This is a genomic window from Telluria sp. Soil_C_11 (assembly GCF_057657395.1).
In genome coordinates this window covers 41,425-57,837 of record NZ_JBDGIN010000015.1, presented here as the reverse complement: position 1 = coordinate 57,837, position 16,413 = coordinate 41,425, and the positions used below count along the sequence as shown (strand labels likewise).

The 16,413-nt window shown below is 64.9% G+C and carries 16 protein-coding genes and 1 riboswitch; of the genes, 11 read left to right on the top strand and 5 right to left on the bottom strand.

From position 1 onward, the window contains the following. Positions 1–142 precede the first annotated feature (142 nt). The 5 genes from AC3A6M_RS20070 (at position 143) to AC3A6M_RS20050 (ending at position 4,758) form a co-directional block, all read left to right on the top strand. The gene (locus tag AC3A6M_RS20070) at positions 143–784 is read left to right on the top strand and encodes a TetR/AcrR family transcriptional regulator (RefSeq protein ID WP_487854495.1); all 642 of its coding nucleotides are present in this window, start codon (positions 143–145) and stop codon (positions 782–784) included. A gap of 161 nt (positions 785–945) precedes the next feature. Then, positions 946–1,599: a protein-L-isoaspartate O-methyltransferase family protein gene (locus AC3A6M_RS20065; protein ID WP_487854494.1), complete on the top strand. Its 654-nt coding sequence runs from the start codon at positions 946–948 to the stop codon at positions 1,597–1,599. Between the two features lie 20 nt (positions 1,600–1,619). Continuing rightward, a complete protein-coding gene (locus AC3A6M_RS20060; protein WP_487854493.1) occupies positions 1,620–1,943 on the top strand; it encodes a rhodanese-like domain-containing protein in 324 nt (107 codons plus the stop codon). 54 nt (positions 1,944–1,997) lie between these two features. Next, positions 1,998–3,359 carry a TolC family outer membrane protein gene (locus AC3A6M_RS20055; protein ID WP_487854492.1) on the top strand — a complete coding sequence of 454 codons (1,362 nt, stop codon included), beginning with the start codon at positions 1,998–2,000 and terminating at the stop codon, positions 3,357–3,359. Between the two features lie 187 nt (positions 3,360–3,546). After that, positions 3,547–4,758, top strand: a complete 1,212-nt coding sequence (locus AC3A6M_RS20050; protein ID WP_487854491.1) for a hypothetical protein — start codon at positions 3,547–3,549, stop codon at positions 4,756–4,758. A 21-nt stretch (positions 4,759–4,779) separates the two neighbouring features. Here AC3A6M_RS20050 and ribB read toward each other — a convergent pair whose 3' ends face one another. From ribB to AC3A6M_RS20025, 5 genes are all read right to left on the bottom strand, one after another. Then, complete coding sequence (ribB, locus tag AC3A6M_RS20045) at positions 4,780–5,454, bottom strand: 3,4-dihydroxy-2-butanone-4-phosphate synthase (protein WP_487854490.1); 675 nt, start codon at positions 5,452–5,454, stop codon at positions 4,780–4,782. Between the two features lie 98 nt (positions 5,455–5,552). Next, positions 5,553–5,692, bottom strand: a riboswitch (FMN riboswitch). Between the two features lie 70 nt (positions 5,693–5,762). After that, complete coding sequence (gloA, locus tag AC3A6M_RS20040; protein ID WP_487854489.1) at positions 5,763–6,176, bottom strand: lactoylglutathione lyase; 414 nt, start codon at positions 6,174–6,176, stop codon at positions 5,763–5,765. A gap of 103 nt (positions 6,177–6,279) precedes the next feature. Next, entirely contained in the window at positions 6,280–6,708 is a 429-nt protein-coding gene (locus tag AC3A6M_RS20035) for an OsmC family protein (protein WP_487854488.1), read from the bottom strand. 17 nt (positions 6,709–6,725) lie between these two features. After that, positions 6,726–8,069: a PQQ-dependent sugar dehydrogenase gene (locus tag AC3A6M_RS20030; RefSeq protein WP_487854487.1), complete on the bottom strand. Its 1,344-nt coding sequence runs from the start codon at positions 8,067–8,069 to the stop codon at positions 6,726–6,728. Then, positions 8,066–8,389 (bottom strand): hypothetical protein, encoded by a 324-nt coding sequence (locus AC3A6M_RS20025; protein ID WP_487854486.1) that lies wholly within the window; start codon positions 8,387–8,389, stop codon positions 8,066–8,068. The genes AC3A6M_RS20030 and AC3A6M_RS20025 overlap by 4 nt, the downstream gene beginning before the upstream one ends. A 135-nt stretch (positions 8,390–8,524) precedes the next feature. Between AC3A6M_RS20025 and AC3A6M_RS20020 the strand changes: the two genes are divergently transcribed. From AC3A6M_RS20020 to dnaK, 6 genes are all read left to right on the top strand, one after another. Beyond that, positions 8,525–9,439 (top strand): DUF3667 domain-containing protein, encoded by a 915-nt coding sequence (locus AC3A6M_RS20020; protein ID WP_487854485.1) that lies wholly within the window; start codon positions 8,525–8,527, stop codon positions 9,437–9,439. A gap of 129 nt (positions 9,440–9,568) precedes the next feature. Next, positions 9,569–10,471 carry an NAD kinase gene (locus AC3A6M_RS20015; RefSeq protein WP_487854484.1) on the top strand — a complete coding sequence of 301 codons (903 nt, stop codon included), beginning with the start codon at positions 9,569–9,571 and terminating at the stop codon, positions 10,469–10,471. Between the two features lie 36 nt (positions 10,472–10,507). Then, a complete protein-coding gene (recN, locus tag AC3A6M_RS20010; RefSeq protein WP_487854483.1) occupies positions 10,508–12,172 on the top strand; it encodes a DNA repair protein RecN in 1,665 nt (554 codons plus the stop codon). A gap of 81 nt (positions 12,173–12,253) precedes the next feature. Further along, the gene (gene hemH, locus AC3A6M_RS20005) at positions 12,254–13,357 is read left to right on the top strand and encodes a ferrochelatase (RefSeq protein WP_487854482.1); all 1,104 of its coding nucleotides are present in this window, start codon (positions 12,254–12,256) and stop codon (positions 13,355–13,357) included. Between the two features lie 349 nt (positions 13,358–13,706). Next, positions 13,707–14,273, top strand: a complete 567-nt coding sequence (gene grpE, locus AC3A6M_RS20000) for a nucleotide exchange factor GrpE (protein WP_487854481.1) — start codon at positions 13,707–13,709, stop codon at positions 14,271–14,273. 93 nt (positions 14,274–14,366) lie between these two features. Further along, positions 14,367–16,304 (top strand): molecular chaperone DnaK, encoded by a 1,938-nt coding sequence (gene dnaK / locus AC3A6M_RS19995; protein ID WP_487854480.1) that lies wholly within the window; start codon positions 14,367–14,369, stop codon positions 16,302–16,304. Positions 16,305–16,413: the final 109 nt, after the last annotated feature.

Genomic DNA, 16,413 nt, shown 5'->3' with positions numbered 1-16,413 from the left:
GTCGGACGAGGGATTCATGCGGTAAATACGGGGCAAAAGCGACAGGCGTTGGCAGCAGGCCAGTATACTACCGGCCAGGCTTGACTGCCCCCAGTCGCGGGTCTATATTTCCTGACTCAACAGTTAGTTGTCGGACAGAAGCATGCCATGCCCATTCGAAGCCAAGCCACGCTGGGAACGCCGTAAGGATGCGCGGCCCCAGGAGTTGCTCGAGGCAGCCATCGACCTGTTCGTCGAACGTGGCTACGCCGCCACACGCCTGGAGGATGTCGCGCGCCGCGCCGGGGTCTCGAAAGGCACGCTCTACCTGTACTACGAAAACAAGGAAGAGCTGTTCAAGGCCGTGGTCCGCAGCAGCATCGTGCCCGTCATCGGCGATGCCGAAGTCTCGGTCGCCGAATTCGACGGCCACAGCGCCGACCTGCTGCGCCACCTGATCCATTCCTGGTGGCAGCGCCTGGGCGCCACCAAGGCGTCCGGCATCATCAAGCTCGTCACCGCCGAGGCCGACAACTTCCCGGAACTGGCCTGCTTCTACCAGGAAGAAGTCATCAACCGCGGCACCAGGACCATGTCGGGCATGCTCGAGCGCGGCATCGCGCGCGGCGAGTTCCGCCCGATGGACGTCACCCTGATGACCCAGGTGCTGATCGCGCCCATGCTCATGCTGATCACCTGGAAGCATTCGGTCGGCCCCTGCCCGCGGGCCGAACTGGAGCCGCAAGCCTTCCTCGACACCTTCCTCGACATGGCCCTGCACGGCCTGCTGCCGCGCGCGGCGTGAGCGAATTGTCGCGCCAGGACGCCGTTTTTCGGCGTTCATCCCCTTTAAACTGCAGACTGTCGCAATTTCCCCTGATCTCGGGTGCCATATCGCTAAGATGTGTTCCCGAGGCCGTTCAACGATAAAATATCGGATTATTTCTTTTTCCACCGAGTATCAAGATGAATATCGAACAAGCCCGCTTCAACATGATCGAACAGCAGATCCGCCCGTGGAACGTGCTGGACACCGATGTCCTCGACCTGCTGCACGTGGTCAAGCGCGAACAGTTCGTGCCGGCCGCGTACCAGAACCTGGCGTTCGCGGATGTCGAGATCCCGCTGCCGGGCGGCGAGGCGATGCTGACCCCGAAAACCGAAGCGCGCATCCTGCAGGAAATCGGCCTGAAGAAGCATGAGACCGTGCTCGAAATCGGCGCCGGCTCGGGGTACATGGCGGCCCTGATGGCGCACCGCGCGGCCAAGGTCACCAGCGTGGAAGTGAATCCGGAAATCAAGAAACTGGCTGAACAGAACCTGGCCAAGGCCGGCATCGGCAACGTGGCCGTGGAACTGGGCAATGGCGCCGCAGGCTGGGACAAGGGCGCGCCGTACGACGTGATCGTGATCTCGGGCGCACTGGAAGTGCTGCCGGAAGCCTTCCTGCAGCAAGTGAAAGTGGGCGGCCGCATTGCCGCCATCGTCGGCGAGCCGCCGGCCATGGAATTCAACATCGTCACCCGTACCGGCGAGAACAGCTGGAACACGGTGAAAGTGTTCGAGACCAATGTGAAGTACCTGGCCGGCGCGCCGGCAGTGTCGCACTTCCAGTTCTGAGCAGAAGAAAGAGGCAGACGATGCAGCACATTACCGCTCCCGAGTTGGCCGCCTGGCTGGCCGACCCGTCGCGCCCGAAACCGCTGCTGCTCGACGTGCGGGAAAACTGGGAATTCGAGACCTGCCATATCGCCGGCTCGACCCAGATCCCGATGAACCTGATCCCGATCCGCGTCGGCGAGCTGGAAGATGACCAGGAAATCGTCTGCGTGTGCCACCACGGCGCGCGCAGCATGCAGGTGGCGGCTTTCCTGGAACGTAACGGATTTGAAAAGATTACGAATTTGACAGGCGGTGTACACGCCTGGGCCGTGCAGGTCGACCCTTCGATGCCGAAGTACTGAGCAGACATCGGCGGCCTGTGTCCTTGACTATTGATGACTCCGACGGAGAAAGTAATGCAGAAACCCCTCATCGCCGTGCTGTTGGCCAGCGCGTTCTTCTCGCTCGACGCCCAGGCGGCCGATCTGCTCCAGGTGTACCAGCAGGCGCTGGCGAATGATGCCACCTATGCGAGCGCGCGCGCTGCCGCCGCCGCGGGACGGGAACGCATCACCCAGGGGCGCGCGGGCCTGCTGCCGACCGTCGGCGTCACCGGTAACGTGACCCGTGCCAAGAACGACTTTTCGCCGTGGAACGAGGGCACCCAGATCACCGATTCGAACGGCGTCACCCAGATCGTCAACGGCGGCGGGGCGACCCTGACCCAGAAGCAGTACACGGTCCAGCTGTCGCAGCCGCTGTTCCGCTGGGACCGCTGGGAAACCTACCAGCAGAGCAAGCTGCAGCAGGCGATCGCCGAAGCCCAGTTCGCCCAGGCCCAGCAGGACCTGATCACCCGCGTGGCCCAGGCCTACTTCGACGTGCTGGCGGCCCAGGACACCCTGGCCTCGACCCGCGCCCAGAAGGAAGCCGTGACCGAGCAGCTGGCCTCGGCGAAGCGCAACTTCGAAGTCGGCACCCAGACCATCACCGACACCCATGAAGCCCAGGCCGCCTACGACCTGGTGATCTCGCAGGAGATCGCCGCGGTCAACGACCTGGAGACCAAGAAGACCGCCCTGCAGGCCATCATCGGCACGCCGCCGAGCGCGCTGGCGACCCTGCGCACCGGCGTGAACCTGACCGCGCCGCAGCCGGCCAACGTCGACCAGTGGGTCTCGGCCGCCGAGAACCAGAACTACAACGTGTCGGTGGCCCAGTTGCAGCTGGAATCGGCCAAGCGCGACATCTCGAAGAACCGCGCCGGCCACTACCCGACCCTGGACCTGGTGGCGAGCTCGCAGCACACCAACCTCAGCGGCCAGACCACCCAGTCGGGCCGCACCACCAACAACGCGATCGGCATCGCCTACAGCATCCCGATCTTCAGCGGTTTCGCCGTCACCAGCCGCGTGCGCGAATCGATCGCCCTGGAAGACAAGGCGCGCAACGACCTCGAAGCGAACCGCCGCAACGCCGCGCTGGTGGCGCGCCAGTCCTTCCTCGGCGTGAACTCGGGCCTGGCCCAGGTGAAGGCGCTGGAAGCGGCCGAAGTGTCGAGCAACTCGGCGCTGGAATCGAACAAGCTGGGTTACCAGGTTGGCGTGCGCATCAACATCGACGTGCTGAACGCCCAGCGCCAGCTGTACCAGACCCGCACCGACCTGGCCAAGGCGCGCTACAACACCATCCTGGCCGGCCTGAAGCTGAAGGCGGCCTCCGGTTCGCTGCGCGAGGAAGACCTGCAGCCGATCAACGCGCTGCTGCAGCAGCCGTAAGCTTCAATCCTTGGACCGAAACAACGGCGCCGCGGCGCCGTTTTTCATTTTTGTTTCCGGGTTTTATTGCTATCGGCTTCTCCTGTTGAGCAGGCACAGGCAAGCTCGCTTTCGACGGAACTCATGCTGCATGAATTCCTAAACTCAGGCATGAACTCTTTGTTCGAAAGCGAGGATCATCATGTTCATGTCTCTCGGAAAACCCGCACGCGCGACCGCGCTGGCGTTCGCAGTCCTGCTCAGTGCCTGCGGTGGCGGCGACGACCATCACCCCTCCGTGCCACCGGACAATTCCGGCCCTCCGGGCGCCGGCGCCGGTCCCAGCTACGACGTCATTCCCCTCGGCATTCCGGGCGCCTTCGGTAACATCACGCGCCAGGGCATCGCCAACGGCGGCATCGTCGCCGGCACCACCTATGGCGGGCCCGGCGGGCTCGCGCGCGCTTTCCTTTACAACGGCAAGACGGAGGTGGATCTGGGCACGCTGGGCGGCGCGTTCGCGCAAGCCCTGGCCGTGAACCGCTGCGGCCAGGTGACGGGCTCGTCGCAGAGGGCGGACGGACTCAACCACGCCTTCCTGTATGACGGCGCCATGCACGACCTGGGCACCCTGGGCGGCGCTGAATCCGTGGGCAACACCATCAACAACTGCGGCAAGATCGCCGGCTGGGCAGTCATCCCGTTTGGCCGACCCCATGCCTTCCTGTACGACGGCACGACGATGCAGGACCTGGGCACGCTGGGCGGCAGCCAGTCCTATGGGCTGGCCATCAACAAGGTGGGGCAGGTCGTCGGCCAGGCCTTCGGTCCGGGCGATGCCTGGTACCACGCCTTCCTCTACGACAGCCGGACCGGCGGTCCGATGCAGGACCTGGGTTCGCCCAGCGTCAACTCGATCGCGGTCGACATCAACGATGCCGGCCAGGTCGTCGGCTGGTGGCGCAACGGCGACCCGGGGCCGGCGCCGGTCGGCGCTTTCTACTACGAGGCCGGCGTCATGCGCGACATCGGCACGCTCGGCGGCAATGACGCCGAGGCGGTCGACATCAACGAGGCCGGGATTGCCATCGGTAATTCGAATCTGGCGGATGGCGCCGAGCGCGGCTTCGTGTACGACGGCAAGACGATGACCAGTATCGGTTCGCTGGGCGGCAGCCGGTTCTCGGCCGCCGTGGCGATCAACAACAACGGGCTGGTGGTGGGAGCGTCCACGGTAAGTTCAAGCGGCGAGGAACACGCCATCTCCTGGACCGCGAAGGAGGGCATCGTCGACCTGAACGAGCGCATGCACGAACCGCCGGCCGGCCTGGTGCTGGTCAGGGCGCTGGCGGTGGCCGACGACGGCAATATCGCCGTGCGCACCAACCAGGGCCTGGCTTTACTGAAGCTGCGGCACTGAGCAGGCGCCGCGGAAGGCGGTTCAGGCCGCCTTCTGCTGCTGGCGCGTGCGCCATTCGATCAGTTCGGCGATGGTCAGGATCGGATAGCCGCGCTGGCGCGCAAACCGTTCGATCGCTGCGCCGCGCATCATGGTGCCGTCCTCGTTCATCAGCTCGCACAGCACGGCGGACGGCTGCAGGCCGGCCAGGATAGCCAGTTCGACGGAACCTTCGGTGTGGCCGGCACGCGCCAGCACGCCGCCCGGGTTGGCGCGCAGCGGGAACACGTGGCCCGGACGCACCAGGTCCTGCGGCCTGGCCGCCGGCGCGATCGCGGCGCGGATCGTGGTCACGCGGTCCTGCGCCGAGACGCCCGTGGTGACGCCCTCGCGCGCCTCGATCGAGACGGTGAACGGGGTGCCGTAGCGGCTGCCGTTTTCCTGCGCCATGGGCGGCAGCTCGAGCGCGCGCACCTTGTCGGCGGACAGGCACAGGCAGACGATGCCGCTGCATTCGCGGATCATCACGGCCATGGTCTCCACCGTGAGTTTTTCGGCGGCGACGATCAGGTCGGCCTCGTTCTCGCGGTCGAAGTCGTCGAGCAGGATCACGGGAATGCCGGCGCGCGTGGCCTCGACGGCGGCGGCGATGCGGCCTTCCAGGTCACTGCTGTCGAGGGTGAAGGTGTCGATGCGGGTGAGGGTGTTACTGGTCATGCGAAACGCTCCTTGTCATATCAAAAAAAGGAACGCATCAGGGCAAAGCGCAACGGCGCGGCGCTGCATGCCGAAGCGGCAGCAGGACGCGTAATGACGCACATCTTCTTTCATCCGGACTATACCGTCGGCCCTGGCTTCTCACCAGGTCTGCTGACCCTGCATGGCAGGCGCTCGCGGGCTCGGCCGTGATGGCCATACCGCCGGTGGGGAATTTCACCCCGCCCCGAAGACGTATTTGGTTGTTGCCTGCGATGTGCAGGCGGAGAAATTGTAGCAGGGCCGGCAAATCGCTGCCGGCCCGGGCTTTAATTGCTCAGGCCGCCGCCGCCGGCGTTGTCGGCGCGCTCGATCAGCTCGACCTTGTAGCCGTCCGGATCGGTGATGAAGGCGATTACGGTGGTGCCGCCTTTCACCGGGCCCGGTTCGCGGGTGATGTTGCCGCCGGCCGCGCGCACCTGCTCGCAGGTCTTGTAGATGTCTTCGGTCGAGATCGCGATGTGGCCGTAGGCCGTGCCCATCTCGTACTTGTCGGTGCCCCAGTTGTAGGTAAGCTCGAGCTCGGCGTGATCCGGGTTGTTGCCGTAGCCGACGAAGGCCAGGGTGTACTTGTATTCGGGATTCTCGCTGGTGCGCAGCAGTTTCATGCCGAGCACCTTGGTGTAGAAGTCGATGGAGCGCTGCAGGTCGCCGACGCGTAACATGGTGTGCAGGATGCGCATTCTTGTTCCTGTGGGTGTGAACGGAAAGCGAAGATTTTATGCGCTGGCGCGGATCTTTGCTGACGGGGCCGGTGCGGGCGTCCGCCCCGGTCCCGCCGCCCGTTCAACTCTGGAGTTTTGCGTCGAGCGTGATGTTGGCATTGAACAGCTTGGACACCGGGCAGCCTTCCTTGGCCTTGCGCGCCGCCTCCTGGAAAGCCTGCTCGTTGGCGCCGGGGATGGTGGCGACCAGGTCGAGGTGGACGGCGGGGATCGCGAAGCCGCCATCGGCCTTGTCGAGCGAGACGGTGGCCGTGGTTTCCAGCTTCTGCGCGGTCATGCCGGCTTCGCCCAGCTGGGCCGACAGCGCCATCGTGAAGCAGCCGGCGTGGGCTGCCGCGAGCAGCTCTTCCGGATTGGTGCCCGCGCCGTTTTCGAAGCGGGTGTTGAAGCCGTACTGGCTCTGGTTCAGCACGCCGCTCTGGGTCGAGACCGTGCCCTTGCCGTCTTTCAGGCCGCCGCTCCAGACGGCGCTTCCCTTACGCTTGATCATGTGAGTATTCCTTTCGTTCATTGGGTGGTTGCTGCTCCAGAGGCCGGCGTGATCCGCCAGACCACGTTGCCGACGTCGTCCGCCAGCAGGATCGCGCCCTGCCTGTCGACCACGACGCCGACCGGACGGCCGTAGGCCTTGCCGTCGCGGCTCAAAAAGCCGGTCAGCACGTCTTGCGGCGGGCCGCTCGGCTTGCCATTGGTGAAGGGCACGTAGACCAGCTTGTAGCCGGCATGCGGCTTGCGGTTCCACGAGCCATGCTGGCCGATCAGGGCGCCGTTCCTGAATTGCGGCATCAGGTCGGCGCCGTAGAAGGCCAGGCCCAGCGAGGCCGTGTGCGCGCCCAGCGCATAGTCGGGCGCGATCGCCGTGGCGACCAGTTCCGGCTTCTGCGGCTTGACGCGGGTATCGACGTGCTGGCCGTAGTAGCTGTAGGGCCAGCCGTAGAAGGCGCCGTCCTTCACCGCCGTCATGTAGTCCGGCACCAGGTCGTTGCCCAGTTCGTCGCGCTCGTTGACGACGGTCCACATGGCCCTGGTCTGCGGCTGGAAGTCGATGCCGTTCGGGTTGCGCAGGCCGGAAGCGTAGATGCGGCTCTTGCCGCCGGCGATGTCGTACTCCCAGATCGCGGCGCGGCCCTGCTCGATGTCCATGCCGTTCTCGGCGACGTTGCTGTTCGAGCCGACGGTGATGTAAAGCTTCCTGCCGTCGGGCGAAGCCACCACGTTCTTGGTCCAGTGGTGGTTGATCCCGGCCGGCAGGTCCAGCACCTTGCTGCCCTGGCCGCCGAGGACGGTGTCGCCGGTCTTGTACGGGAAGCGCCACAGCGCGTCGGCATTCGCGACGTACAGGTCGTTGCCGACCAGGGCCATGCCGAAGGGCGAATTCAGGTCCTGCGCGAACACCGTCCTGGTTTCGGCCGTGCCGTCGGCCTTCACGCCGCGCAGCAGGACGATGCGGTTGGGCGACGGGACGCCGGCGCCGGCGCGCTTCTGCTCGATGCTTTGGACCTTGGCGCGGATTCCCGTCTCTTTCGGCGCATTGGCCGGCTTGTTGCTTTCCGCGACCAGCACGTCGCCGTTCGGCAGCACGTACAGCCAGCGCGGGTGGTCCAGGCCGCTGGCGTAGGCGGTGGCCACCAGCCCGGCCGCCGGCGTCGGGTGCGTGCCCTGCGGCCAGGGATCGGCCGGCGCGATGTTCAGCGTCGGGATCAGCGAGTGTTCGGGCGCGGGGAGGACGGGATCGGGGCCGAAGCCGGGCGCATAGCCACCGGCGCCCGCTTGTTGCGAGACTGCCCGGTGGGCGCACGCGCCCAGGCTCGCGGCGCACAGGAGGGCCGCCAGCAGGGCGCGAGTGTTCACCGGTTTTTCCCTTGGTCGACGGGGACGGCGGAATCGTGGTCGCGCATGTCGCGATGGCGGTCCGGCTGCGGATCGGCCTGGCCGGTGGCGCCCGGTTTCGGCTGCACCGCCTGCTCGATGCCCGGGGTGCCGCGGCCTTCGTAGTTCTCGGTGTCGACCAGGCCCTGTTCGAGGTCCGAGGCGGCCTGCTTCATGATGCCGCGCGGCTTGACGCCCTGGCCGTCCGGCGACTCGTCGCGTTCGTGGGGTTCGCGCTTGTAGTCCTGCTCTTCGATCTTGCGATCGGTGTTGACGACGCGGTCTTTGGCTTCTTCCACCATGGCACACTCCTCAAACATTGCTCAAATTGCTTAAATCCTAACGCGCACCCCCAAAGCGGGTCGCGCAATTGGATGATGCTTTTTTGCAATTAAATGATTAACATGCGGGTTTGTGTACCAGTGCAGGGAATTGCCGTGAATTCTGAAGCCGTCCTCCACCATGTTGCCAGCGCCTGCCCGAATTGCGGGGCCAATGTGTCCGGGAATTTCTGCCATGAATGCGGCCAGGAGACCGTGCTGCATCCGCCCAGCACGCGCGAATTCCTGCACGAATTCATCGGCCACTACGTCGCGCTGGAGGGCAAGCTTTGGAAGTCGCTGGGCCTGCTTTTGTTCCGGCCCGGGCGCCTGACCCTCGAATACATCAAGGGGCGGCGGGTGCGCTACGTGCAGCCGCTGCGCCTGTACCTGACCTTCAGCCTGATCTTCTTCGCCGTCATGAAGCTGGGCAGCCACAGCGACGGCAGCACCCACGCCAGCGTCGGAAAGCGGCACACGGTATCCGAAGTGGCCGTACGGCAGGACAAGAAGGAGGACCGGACCGCCATCCTGACGGAAGACAGTCCCAACGAGATCAACATCGGCAGCCACGACATCCGCACCTGGCTGCGGGCCCGCAGTCCGCACCTCGGGGACAAGGCAGACGAATTCGCCGCCATGTCCGGCGACCAGCGCGACAAGGCGCTCAAGGCCGCGTTCTACGCCTACGTGCCGTATGCGGTCTTCTTCATGATGCCGGTGTTCGCCTTCTTCCTGAAGCTGCTCTACCTCGGGTCGGGCCGGCGCTACGGCGAGCACCTGCTGTTCGCGCTGCACACGAACGGCTTCGCCTTCCTCACGATGACGCTCATGATGCTGCCGCTGGTGCCGGGGATCGTCGACTTTGCCCTGTGGCTGTGGCTGGTGTTCTACCTGCCGACCGCGATGCGCCGCGTGTATGGAGGCTCGCGCACGCTCACGGGCCTGCGCTGGATCGTGCTGATGCTGCTGCACCTGGTGACCATGGGCGCGGCAGTCTTCCTTGCCGTGGCCTACGGCCTGCTGCATTGAGTCTCTTGCAGGAAGGGCATCGGCCCAACTATACTGTGCGTTTGTACAGTATTTGCTGAGTTGCGATATAGCAGAAGCCGGACGAATCGGTTAATCTTCTGTCTCCCTAGTCCTGCCGTCGAGAGTTGTATGTCCGCTATGCCCGAACCGCAACAAACCATCGCGCTGGTCGTGCGGCATCACACCGCCGGGATCGACGGGCCGGTGCAGGCCATCGTCGAGTTCCTGCGCGGCGCCGGCTACCTGCCCGTGCTGGAGCTCGAGACCGCCGGCCATGTGAACGTGGACGGCGTGGCCGCGATGACGATGGCCGAGATCGGCGAACGCGCCACCGCCGCGATCGTGGTCGGCGGCGACGGCACCATGCTGGGCGTGGCGCGCCAGCTGGCCCGCTACAGGGTGCCCCTCATCGGCATCAACCAGGGCCGCCTCGGCTTCATGACCGACATCCCGATCGACCGCATGCTGCCCGCGCTGGCCGAGATCCTGAGCGGCAAGGCCAGGGCCGAGGAACGCACCCTGCTCGAGGCGCGCCTGGTCCGCGACGGCAAGGAGATCCACTGCTCGGTGGCGGTGAACGACGTGGTGGTGGCGCGCGGCTCCGGCGCCGGCATGGCCGAGCTGAAGGTGACGGTGGACGGCGCCTTCATGTACAACCAGCGTTCGGACGGCCTGATCGTCTCCACGCCCACCGGCTCGACCGCCTACGCGCTGTCGGCCGGCGGCCCGCTGCTGCATCCGACCCTGGCCGGCATCGTGCTGGTGCCGATCGCGCCGCACGCCCTGTCGAACCGCCCGATCGTGGTGCCGGACACCAGCGACATCGTGGTCGAGATCATGAATGGCCGCGACATCAGCGTGAACTTCGACATGCAGACTTTCACCAGCCTGCAGCACGGCGACCAGATCATGATCTCGCGCTCGCCCAACACCATCACCTTCCTGCATCCCGAAGGGTGGAGCTATTACCACACCCTGCGCGAAAAGCTGCACTGGAACGAGTACCCGTCCAGTGACGGCAAGCTCAAATAAATACCAAGAATCCGATTTCAGGAGACCCGTTTCTTCATGTTGCGCCTACTTTCCATCCGCGACTTCGTCATCGTCGACACGATCGAACTCGAGTTCTCGAATGGCTTCACGGTCTTTACCGGAGAGACCGGCGCCGGCAAGTCGATCCTGATCGATGCGCTGCAGCTGGCCCTGGGCGGACGCGGCGAAGCCAGCATGGTGCGCGAGGGCGCGGCCAAGGCCGATATCAGCGCCGATTTCTCCCTCACGCCGGCAGCCAGCGCCTGGATCGAGCAGAACGAGTTCGGCACCGAGGAGGGCGGGGCGCTGCTGCGCCGCGTGATCGACAACGCCGGCCGCTCGAAGGCCTACATCAACGGCATCTCCGCCACCGCCGGCCAGTTGCGCGAGCTGGGCGAGCTGCTGGTCGACATCCACGGCCAGCATGCGCACCAGTCGCTGCTCAAGCAGGATGCCCAGCGCGCCCTGCTGGACAACCAGATCGCGGTGCGCAATCCCGAGTCCACCGCGCAGGTGCAGGCGGTCGCCAGCTGCTACAAGGCGTGGCGCGCGCTGGCCCGCCAGCGCGAGGAATTCGAGACCAATGCGAAGAACGTGCTGCTCGAACGCGAACGCCTCGAGTGGCAGGTCGGCGAGCTCGACAAACTGGCCGTCAAGCCGGGCGAGTGGACCGAGATCACCAACGAGCACAGCCGCCTGTCGCACGCCGCCAGCCTGCTCGAAGGCGCGCAGGAGGCGCTGAACGCCCTCTCCGAAGCCGAGCAGCCGATCCTGTCGCAGCTGTCCTCGCTGAACCAGAAGCTGGGCAAGCTGGCCGACGTCGACGCCGGCCTGCAGAACGTGCTCGACTGCATGGAGCCGGCCCGCATCCAGCTGCAGGAAGCGGTGTACGCGCTGAACGACTACATCGACAAGGTCGAGCTCGATCCCGAGCGCCTGGCCCAGGTCGATGCGCGGATGGACGCGATCCACAGCACCGCCCGCAAGTTCCGCGTCACGCCGGAGGAGCTGCCGGAAGAGCACGCCACGCTGAAGGCCAAGCTGCGCCAGCTGGCCGACGCCAGCGACGTCGACGGCCTGCGCCGCCAGGAGGAAAAGGCGAAAGCCACCTACATGGAAGCGGCGGTCAAGCTCTCCGCCACGCGCCAGGAAGCGGCAAGGCGCCTGGGCGAACAGGTCTCGGAAGCGATGCAGGAACTGTCGATGAGCGGCGGTCGCTTCGTGGTGGCGCTGAACCCGTGCGAGCCAGCCGCGTACGGCCTGGAGCAGGTCGAATTCCTGGTCGCCGGCCATGCCGGCGTCGCGCCGCGTCCGCTGGCGAAGGTGGCTTCGGGCGGCGAGCTGGCCCGCATCTCGCTGGCGATCTCCGTGATCACCTCGCACGCGACCACGGTGCCGACCCTGATCTTCGACGAGGTCGACACCGGCATCGGCGGCGGCGTGGCGGAAGTCGTCGGGCGCCTGCTGAAGCGCCTCGGCCACAGCCGCCAGGTGCTGTGCGTGACCCACCTGCCGCAGGTGGCGAGCCAGGCCAACCAGCACTTCCAGGTGGCCAAGGGCACGACCGGCGACGGCAAGACGGTCTCGCGCATCGACGTGCTGGACAAGAAGGAGCGCGTGGAAGAAGTGGCGCGCATGCTGGGCGGGATCGAGATCACCGAGACGACCCGCAAGCACGCGCGCGAGCTGCTGGCGTCTTGAGTTGCCACGTCGTCCCCGCCTGCGCGGGAACGACGAGCCCTCAGGCATAATGACGGGCTGAATCCGCCCCTATCCCAAACCATGCCTTTCAGAAAAGAACCGTCGCACACCCACGGCACGATCGCCAAGAGCGCAGTCCTGCTGGTCAACCTCGGCACCCCCGATGCGCCCACCCGCAAGGCGGTGCGGCGCTACCTGAAGGAATTCCTGTCCGACCCGCGCGTGGTGGAGATCCCGCGCGCGCTCTGGAACCTGATCCTGAGGCTCGTGATCCTGCCTTTCCGCTCCGGCAAGTCGGCGCAGAAGTACGCGATGATCTGGACCCGCGAAGGCTCGCCGCTGAAGGTGTACACGGCCAGGCAGGCGGCGAAGCTAGCCGAACTGCTCGGCGAGCGCGGCCATGAAGACGTCGAGGTCGCGATGGCGATGCGCTACGGCTCGCCGGCGCTGCCGCAGGTGCTGGACGAACTGAAGGCGAAGGGTGTCGACCGCATCGTCGTGCTGCCGGCCTATCCGCAGTACTCGGGCACGACCACGGCCTCGATCTGGGACGCCGTCTATACCCACTACGGCCAGGTGCGCAACATCCCCGAACTGCGCCTGGTCAAGCACTACCACGACCACGAAGGCTATATCGAGGCGCTCGCCGATTCCGTGCTGGCCTACTGGGAAAACCACGGCCGCGGCGACAGGCTGGTGATGAGCTTCCACGGCGTGCCCAAGCGCACCCTGATGCTGGGCGACCCCTACCACTGCGAATGCCACCGCACCGCACGCCTGCTGGCGGCGCGCCTGCGCCTGTCGCCGGAACAGTACGTGGTCACCTTCCAGTCGCGCTTCGGGCGCGCCGAGTGGCTGCAGCCCTACACCGCGCCGACCGTGCAGCAGCTGGCGCGCGAGGGCGTGAAGCGGATCGACGTGCTGTGCCCGGGTTTCACCAGCGACTGCCTGGAGACGCTCGAAGAGATCAATATGGAAGTGCGCCACGAGTTCGAATCGAACGGCGGCCAGGAATACCACTACATTCCCTGCCTGAACGACAATCCGGTCTGGATCACGGGGCTGGCGGAGATCGCCGAACAGCACCTGATCGGCTGGCCCACCATGATGAGCCCGTCGCAGCGCGAGGCGCAGCGCAAGGATGCGGACATCGCCCGCGAGCACGCGGCCCGGATCGGGGCGTGATCGGGCCGTTCACAAGCGACCTGTTAAAATGGCACGTTTTGCGGCGTCGCCCCGAGTTCCGCCAGGCAGATCGCTGCCAATGCAAGGGCGGTCCAGACCACCACGGCGCCGCTGATCAGATGCAGTCTCATGATCGTTCCTCAGTTCCTTTTAGGAAACATAGTAGAACGATTAACTGCTGATGGGTTCTGCTGCCGCGTAAATCCTGTAACAAAAAATGTCGGGATATGCACATGTTAGTCCTGCAATTCCCCTTGAAAACGTAGGGGGATCGCCCCATATGCGGCCCGTGTGATAAGCAGGACAAGTCAACCAATCAGCCAAGTCCTTGATTCTAGGAGTTTTTTCGATGCAAGACCAAGAAAACCAAGAGGTGTCCAGCCAGCCGGAAGGCGCGAATGCAGCCGATTCTGCGGCCAACGCAGCCAATGCGAACCAGGCGGCGCAGTCGTCGGAGCCGAGCCTCGAAGAACAGCTGAGCGCGACCGAAGCCAAACTGGCCGAGATGCACGATGCATTCATGCGCGCCAAGGCCGAAGCGGACAACATCCGCCGCCGCGCCCAGGAAGACGTGAGCAAGGCCCACAAATTTGCGATCGAAAGCTTTGCCGAGGCCATGGTGCCGGTGCGCGACAGCCTCGAGATGGCCCTGAAGGTCGAAGCGCCGACCGTGGAATCGATCAAGGAAGGCGTCGAAATGACGCTCAAGCAGCTCACGGCCGCGTTCGAGAAGAACCGCCTGGTCGAAGTGATGCCGCAGCCGGGCGACAAGCTCGACCCGAACAAGCACCAGGCCGTGGCCGTCGTGCCGTCCGAGCAGGAAGCGAATACCGTGGTCGCCGTGTTGCAAAAAGGCTATATGATCGCTGATCGCCTGCTGCGTCCGGCCATCGTGACTGCTGCACAGCCGAAATAAATATTGTCGAGGCTGCTTCCAAGCTCTTGAAAGCACGCAGTTTTTCCCTATATTCGACACATCTGAAAACTAAGTACTAAAAAGGAAAATATTATGGGCAAAATCATCGGTATCGACCTGGGCACCACCAACTCCTGCGTGGCGATCATGGAAAATGGTCAGCCCAAGGTCATCGAAAATGCCGAAGGTGCTCGCACTACGCCTTCGATCATTGCCTACCAGGAAGACGGCGAGATCCTCGTCGGCGCGCCGGCCAAGCGCCAGGCGGTCACCAACCCGAAGAACACCCTGTTCGCAGTCAAGCGCCTGATCGGCCGCAAGTTCGACGAGAAGGAAGTCCAGAAGGACATCTCGCTGATGCCGTACTCCATCGTCAAGGCCGACAACGGCGACGCATGGGTGTCCGTGCGCGACAAGAAGCTGGCGCCGCCGCAGATCTCGGCCGAAGTGCTGCGCAAGATGAAGAAGACCGCCGAGGACTACCTGGGCGAAGAAGTCACCGAAGCCGTGATCACCGTGCCGGCCTACTTCAACGACTCGCAGCGCCAGGCGACCAAGGACGCCGGCCGCATCGCGGGCCTGGACGTCAAGCGCATCATCAACGAGCCGACCGCGGCCGCGCTGGCATTCGGCCTGGACAAGACCGACAAGGGCGACCGCAAGATCGCCGTGTATGACCTCGGCGGCGGCACCTTCGACGTGTCGATCATCGAGATCGCCGACGTCGAAGGCGAGAAGCAGTTCGAAGTGCTGTCGACCAACGGCGACACCTTCCTGGGCGGCGAAGACTTCGACCAGCGCGTGATCGACTACATCATCGACGAGTTCAAGAAGATCAACGGCCTCGACCTGTCGAAGGACCCGATCGCCCTGCAGCGCATCAAGGCCTCGGCCGAGCGCGCGAAGATCGAGCTGTCGTCCTCGCAGCAGACCGAGATCAACGAGCCGTACATCGCCATGGCGAACGGCGCGCCGGTCCACCTGAACCTGAAGATCACCCGCGCCAAGCTGGAAGCCCTGGTCGAGGAACTGATCAACAAGACCATCGAGCCGTGCCGCGTCGCCATCAAGGACGCCGGCGTGAAGGTCTCGGACATCGACGACATCATCCTGGTCGGCGGCATGACCCGTATGCCGAAGGTGCAGGAAAAGGTGAAGGAGTTCTTCGGCAAGGATCCGCGCAAGGACGTCAACCCGGACGAGGCCGTCGCAGTCGGCGCCGCGATCCAGGGTTCGGTGCTGGCTGGCGACCGCAAGGACCTGCTGCTGCTGGACGTGACCCCGCTGTCGCTGGGTATCGAGACCCTGGGCGGCGTGATGACCAAGATGATCCACAAGAACACCACGATCCCGACCAAGTTCTCGCAGGTGTTCTCGACCGCCGACGACAACCAGCCGGCCGTGACCATCAAGGTCTACCAGGGCGAGCGTGAGATCGCTGCCGGCAACAAGGGACTGGGCGAGTTCAACCTCGAAGGCATCCCGCCTGCGCCGCGCGGCACCCCGCAGATCGAAGTGACCTTCGACATCGACGCCAACGGCATCCTGCACGTGGGCGCGAAGGACAAGGCCACCGGCAAGGAAAACAAGATCACCATCAAGGCGAACTCGGGCCTGTCGGAAGACGAGATCCAGAAGATGGTGAAGGACGCCGAGCTGAACGCGGAAGAGGACAAGAAGGTCAAGGAACTGGCCGAAGCCCGCAACCAGGGCGACGCGCTGGTCCACCAGACCAAGAAGTCCATGACCGAGTACGGCGACAAGCTGGATGCCGGCGACAAGTCGAACATCGAGTCCGCGATTTCCGCCCTCGAAGGCGTGCTGAAGTCCGGTGACAAGGCCGAGATCGAATCGAAGATCGCCGCCCTGAACACCGCCGCGCAGAAACTGGGCGAGAAGATGTACGCCGACCAGGCCGGCGCTGGCGCCGCGGGTGCGGCTGGCGCGCAACAGCCGGGCGCCGAGCAGGGCGCCAAGCAGGACGACGACGTGGTCGACGCCGACTTCAAGGAAGTCAAGGACGCCAAGTAATGTCACAATAAGGGGTTGCCCGTCCAGGGCGACTCCCGCCGCGGAACATCCCGAGCCGATGCAGCCTTCTGGTGCCCGGCTCGGTTTTTTTGCACAGATAGTTGAGTAG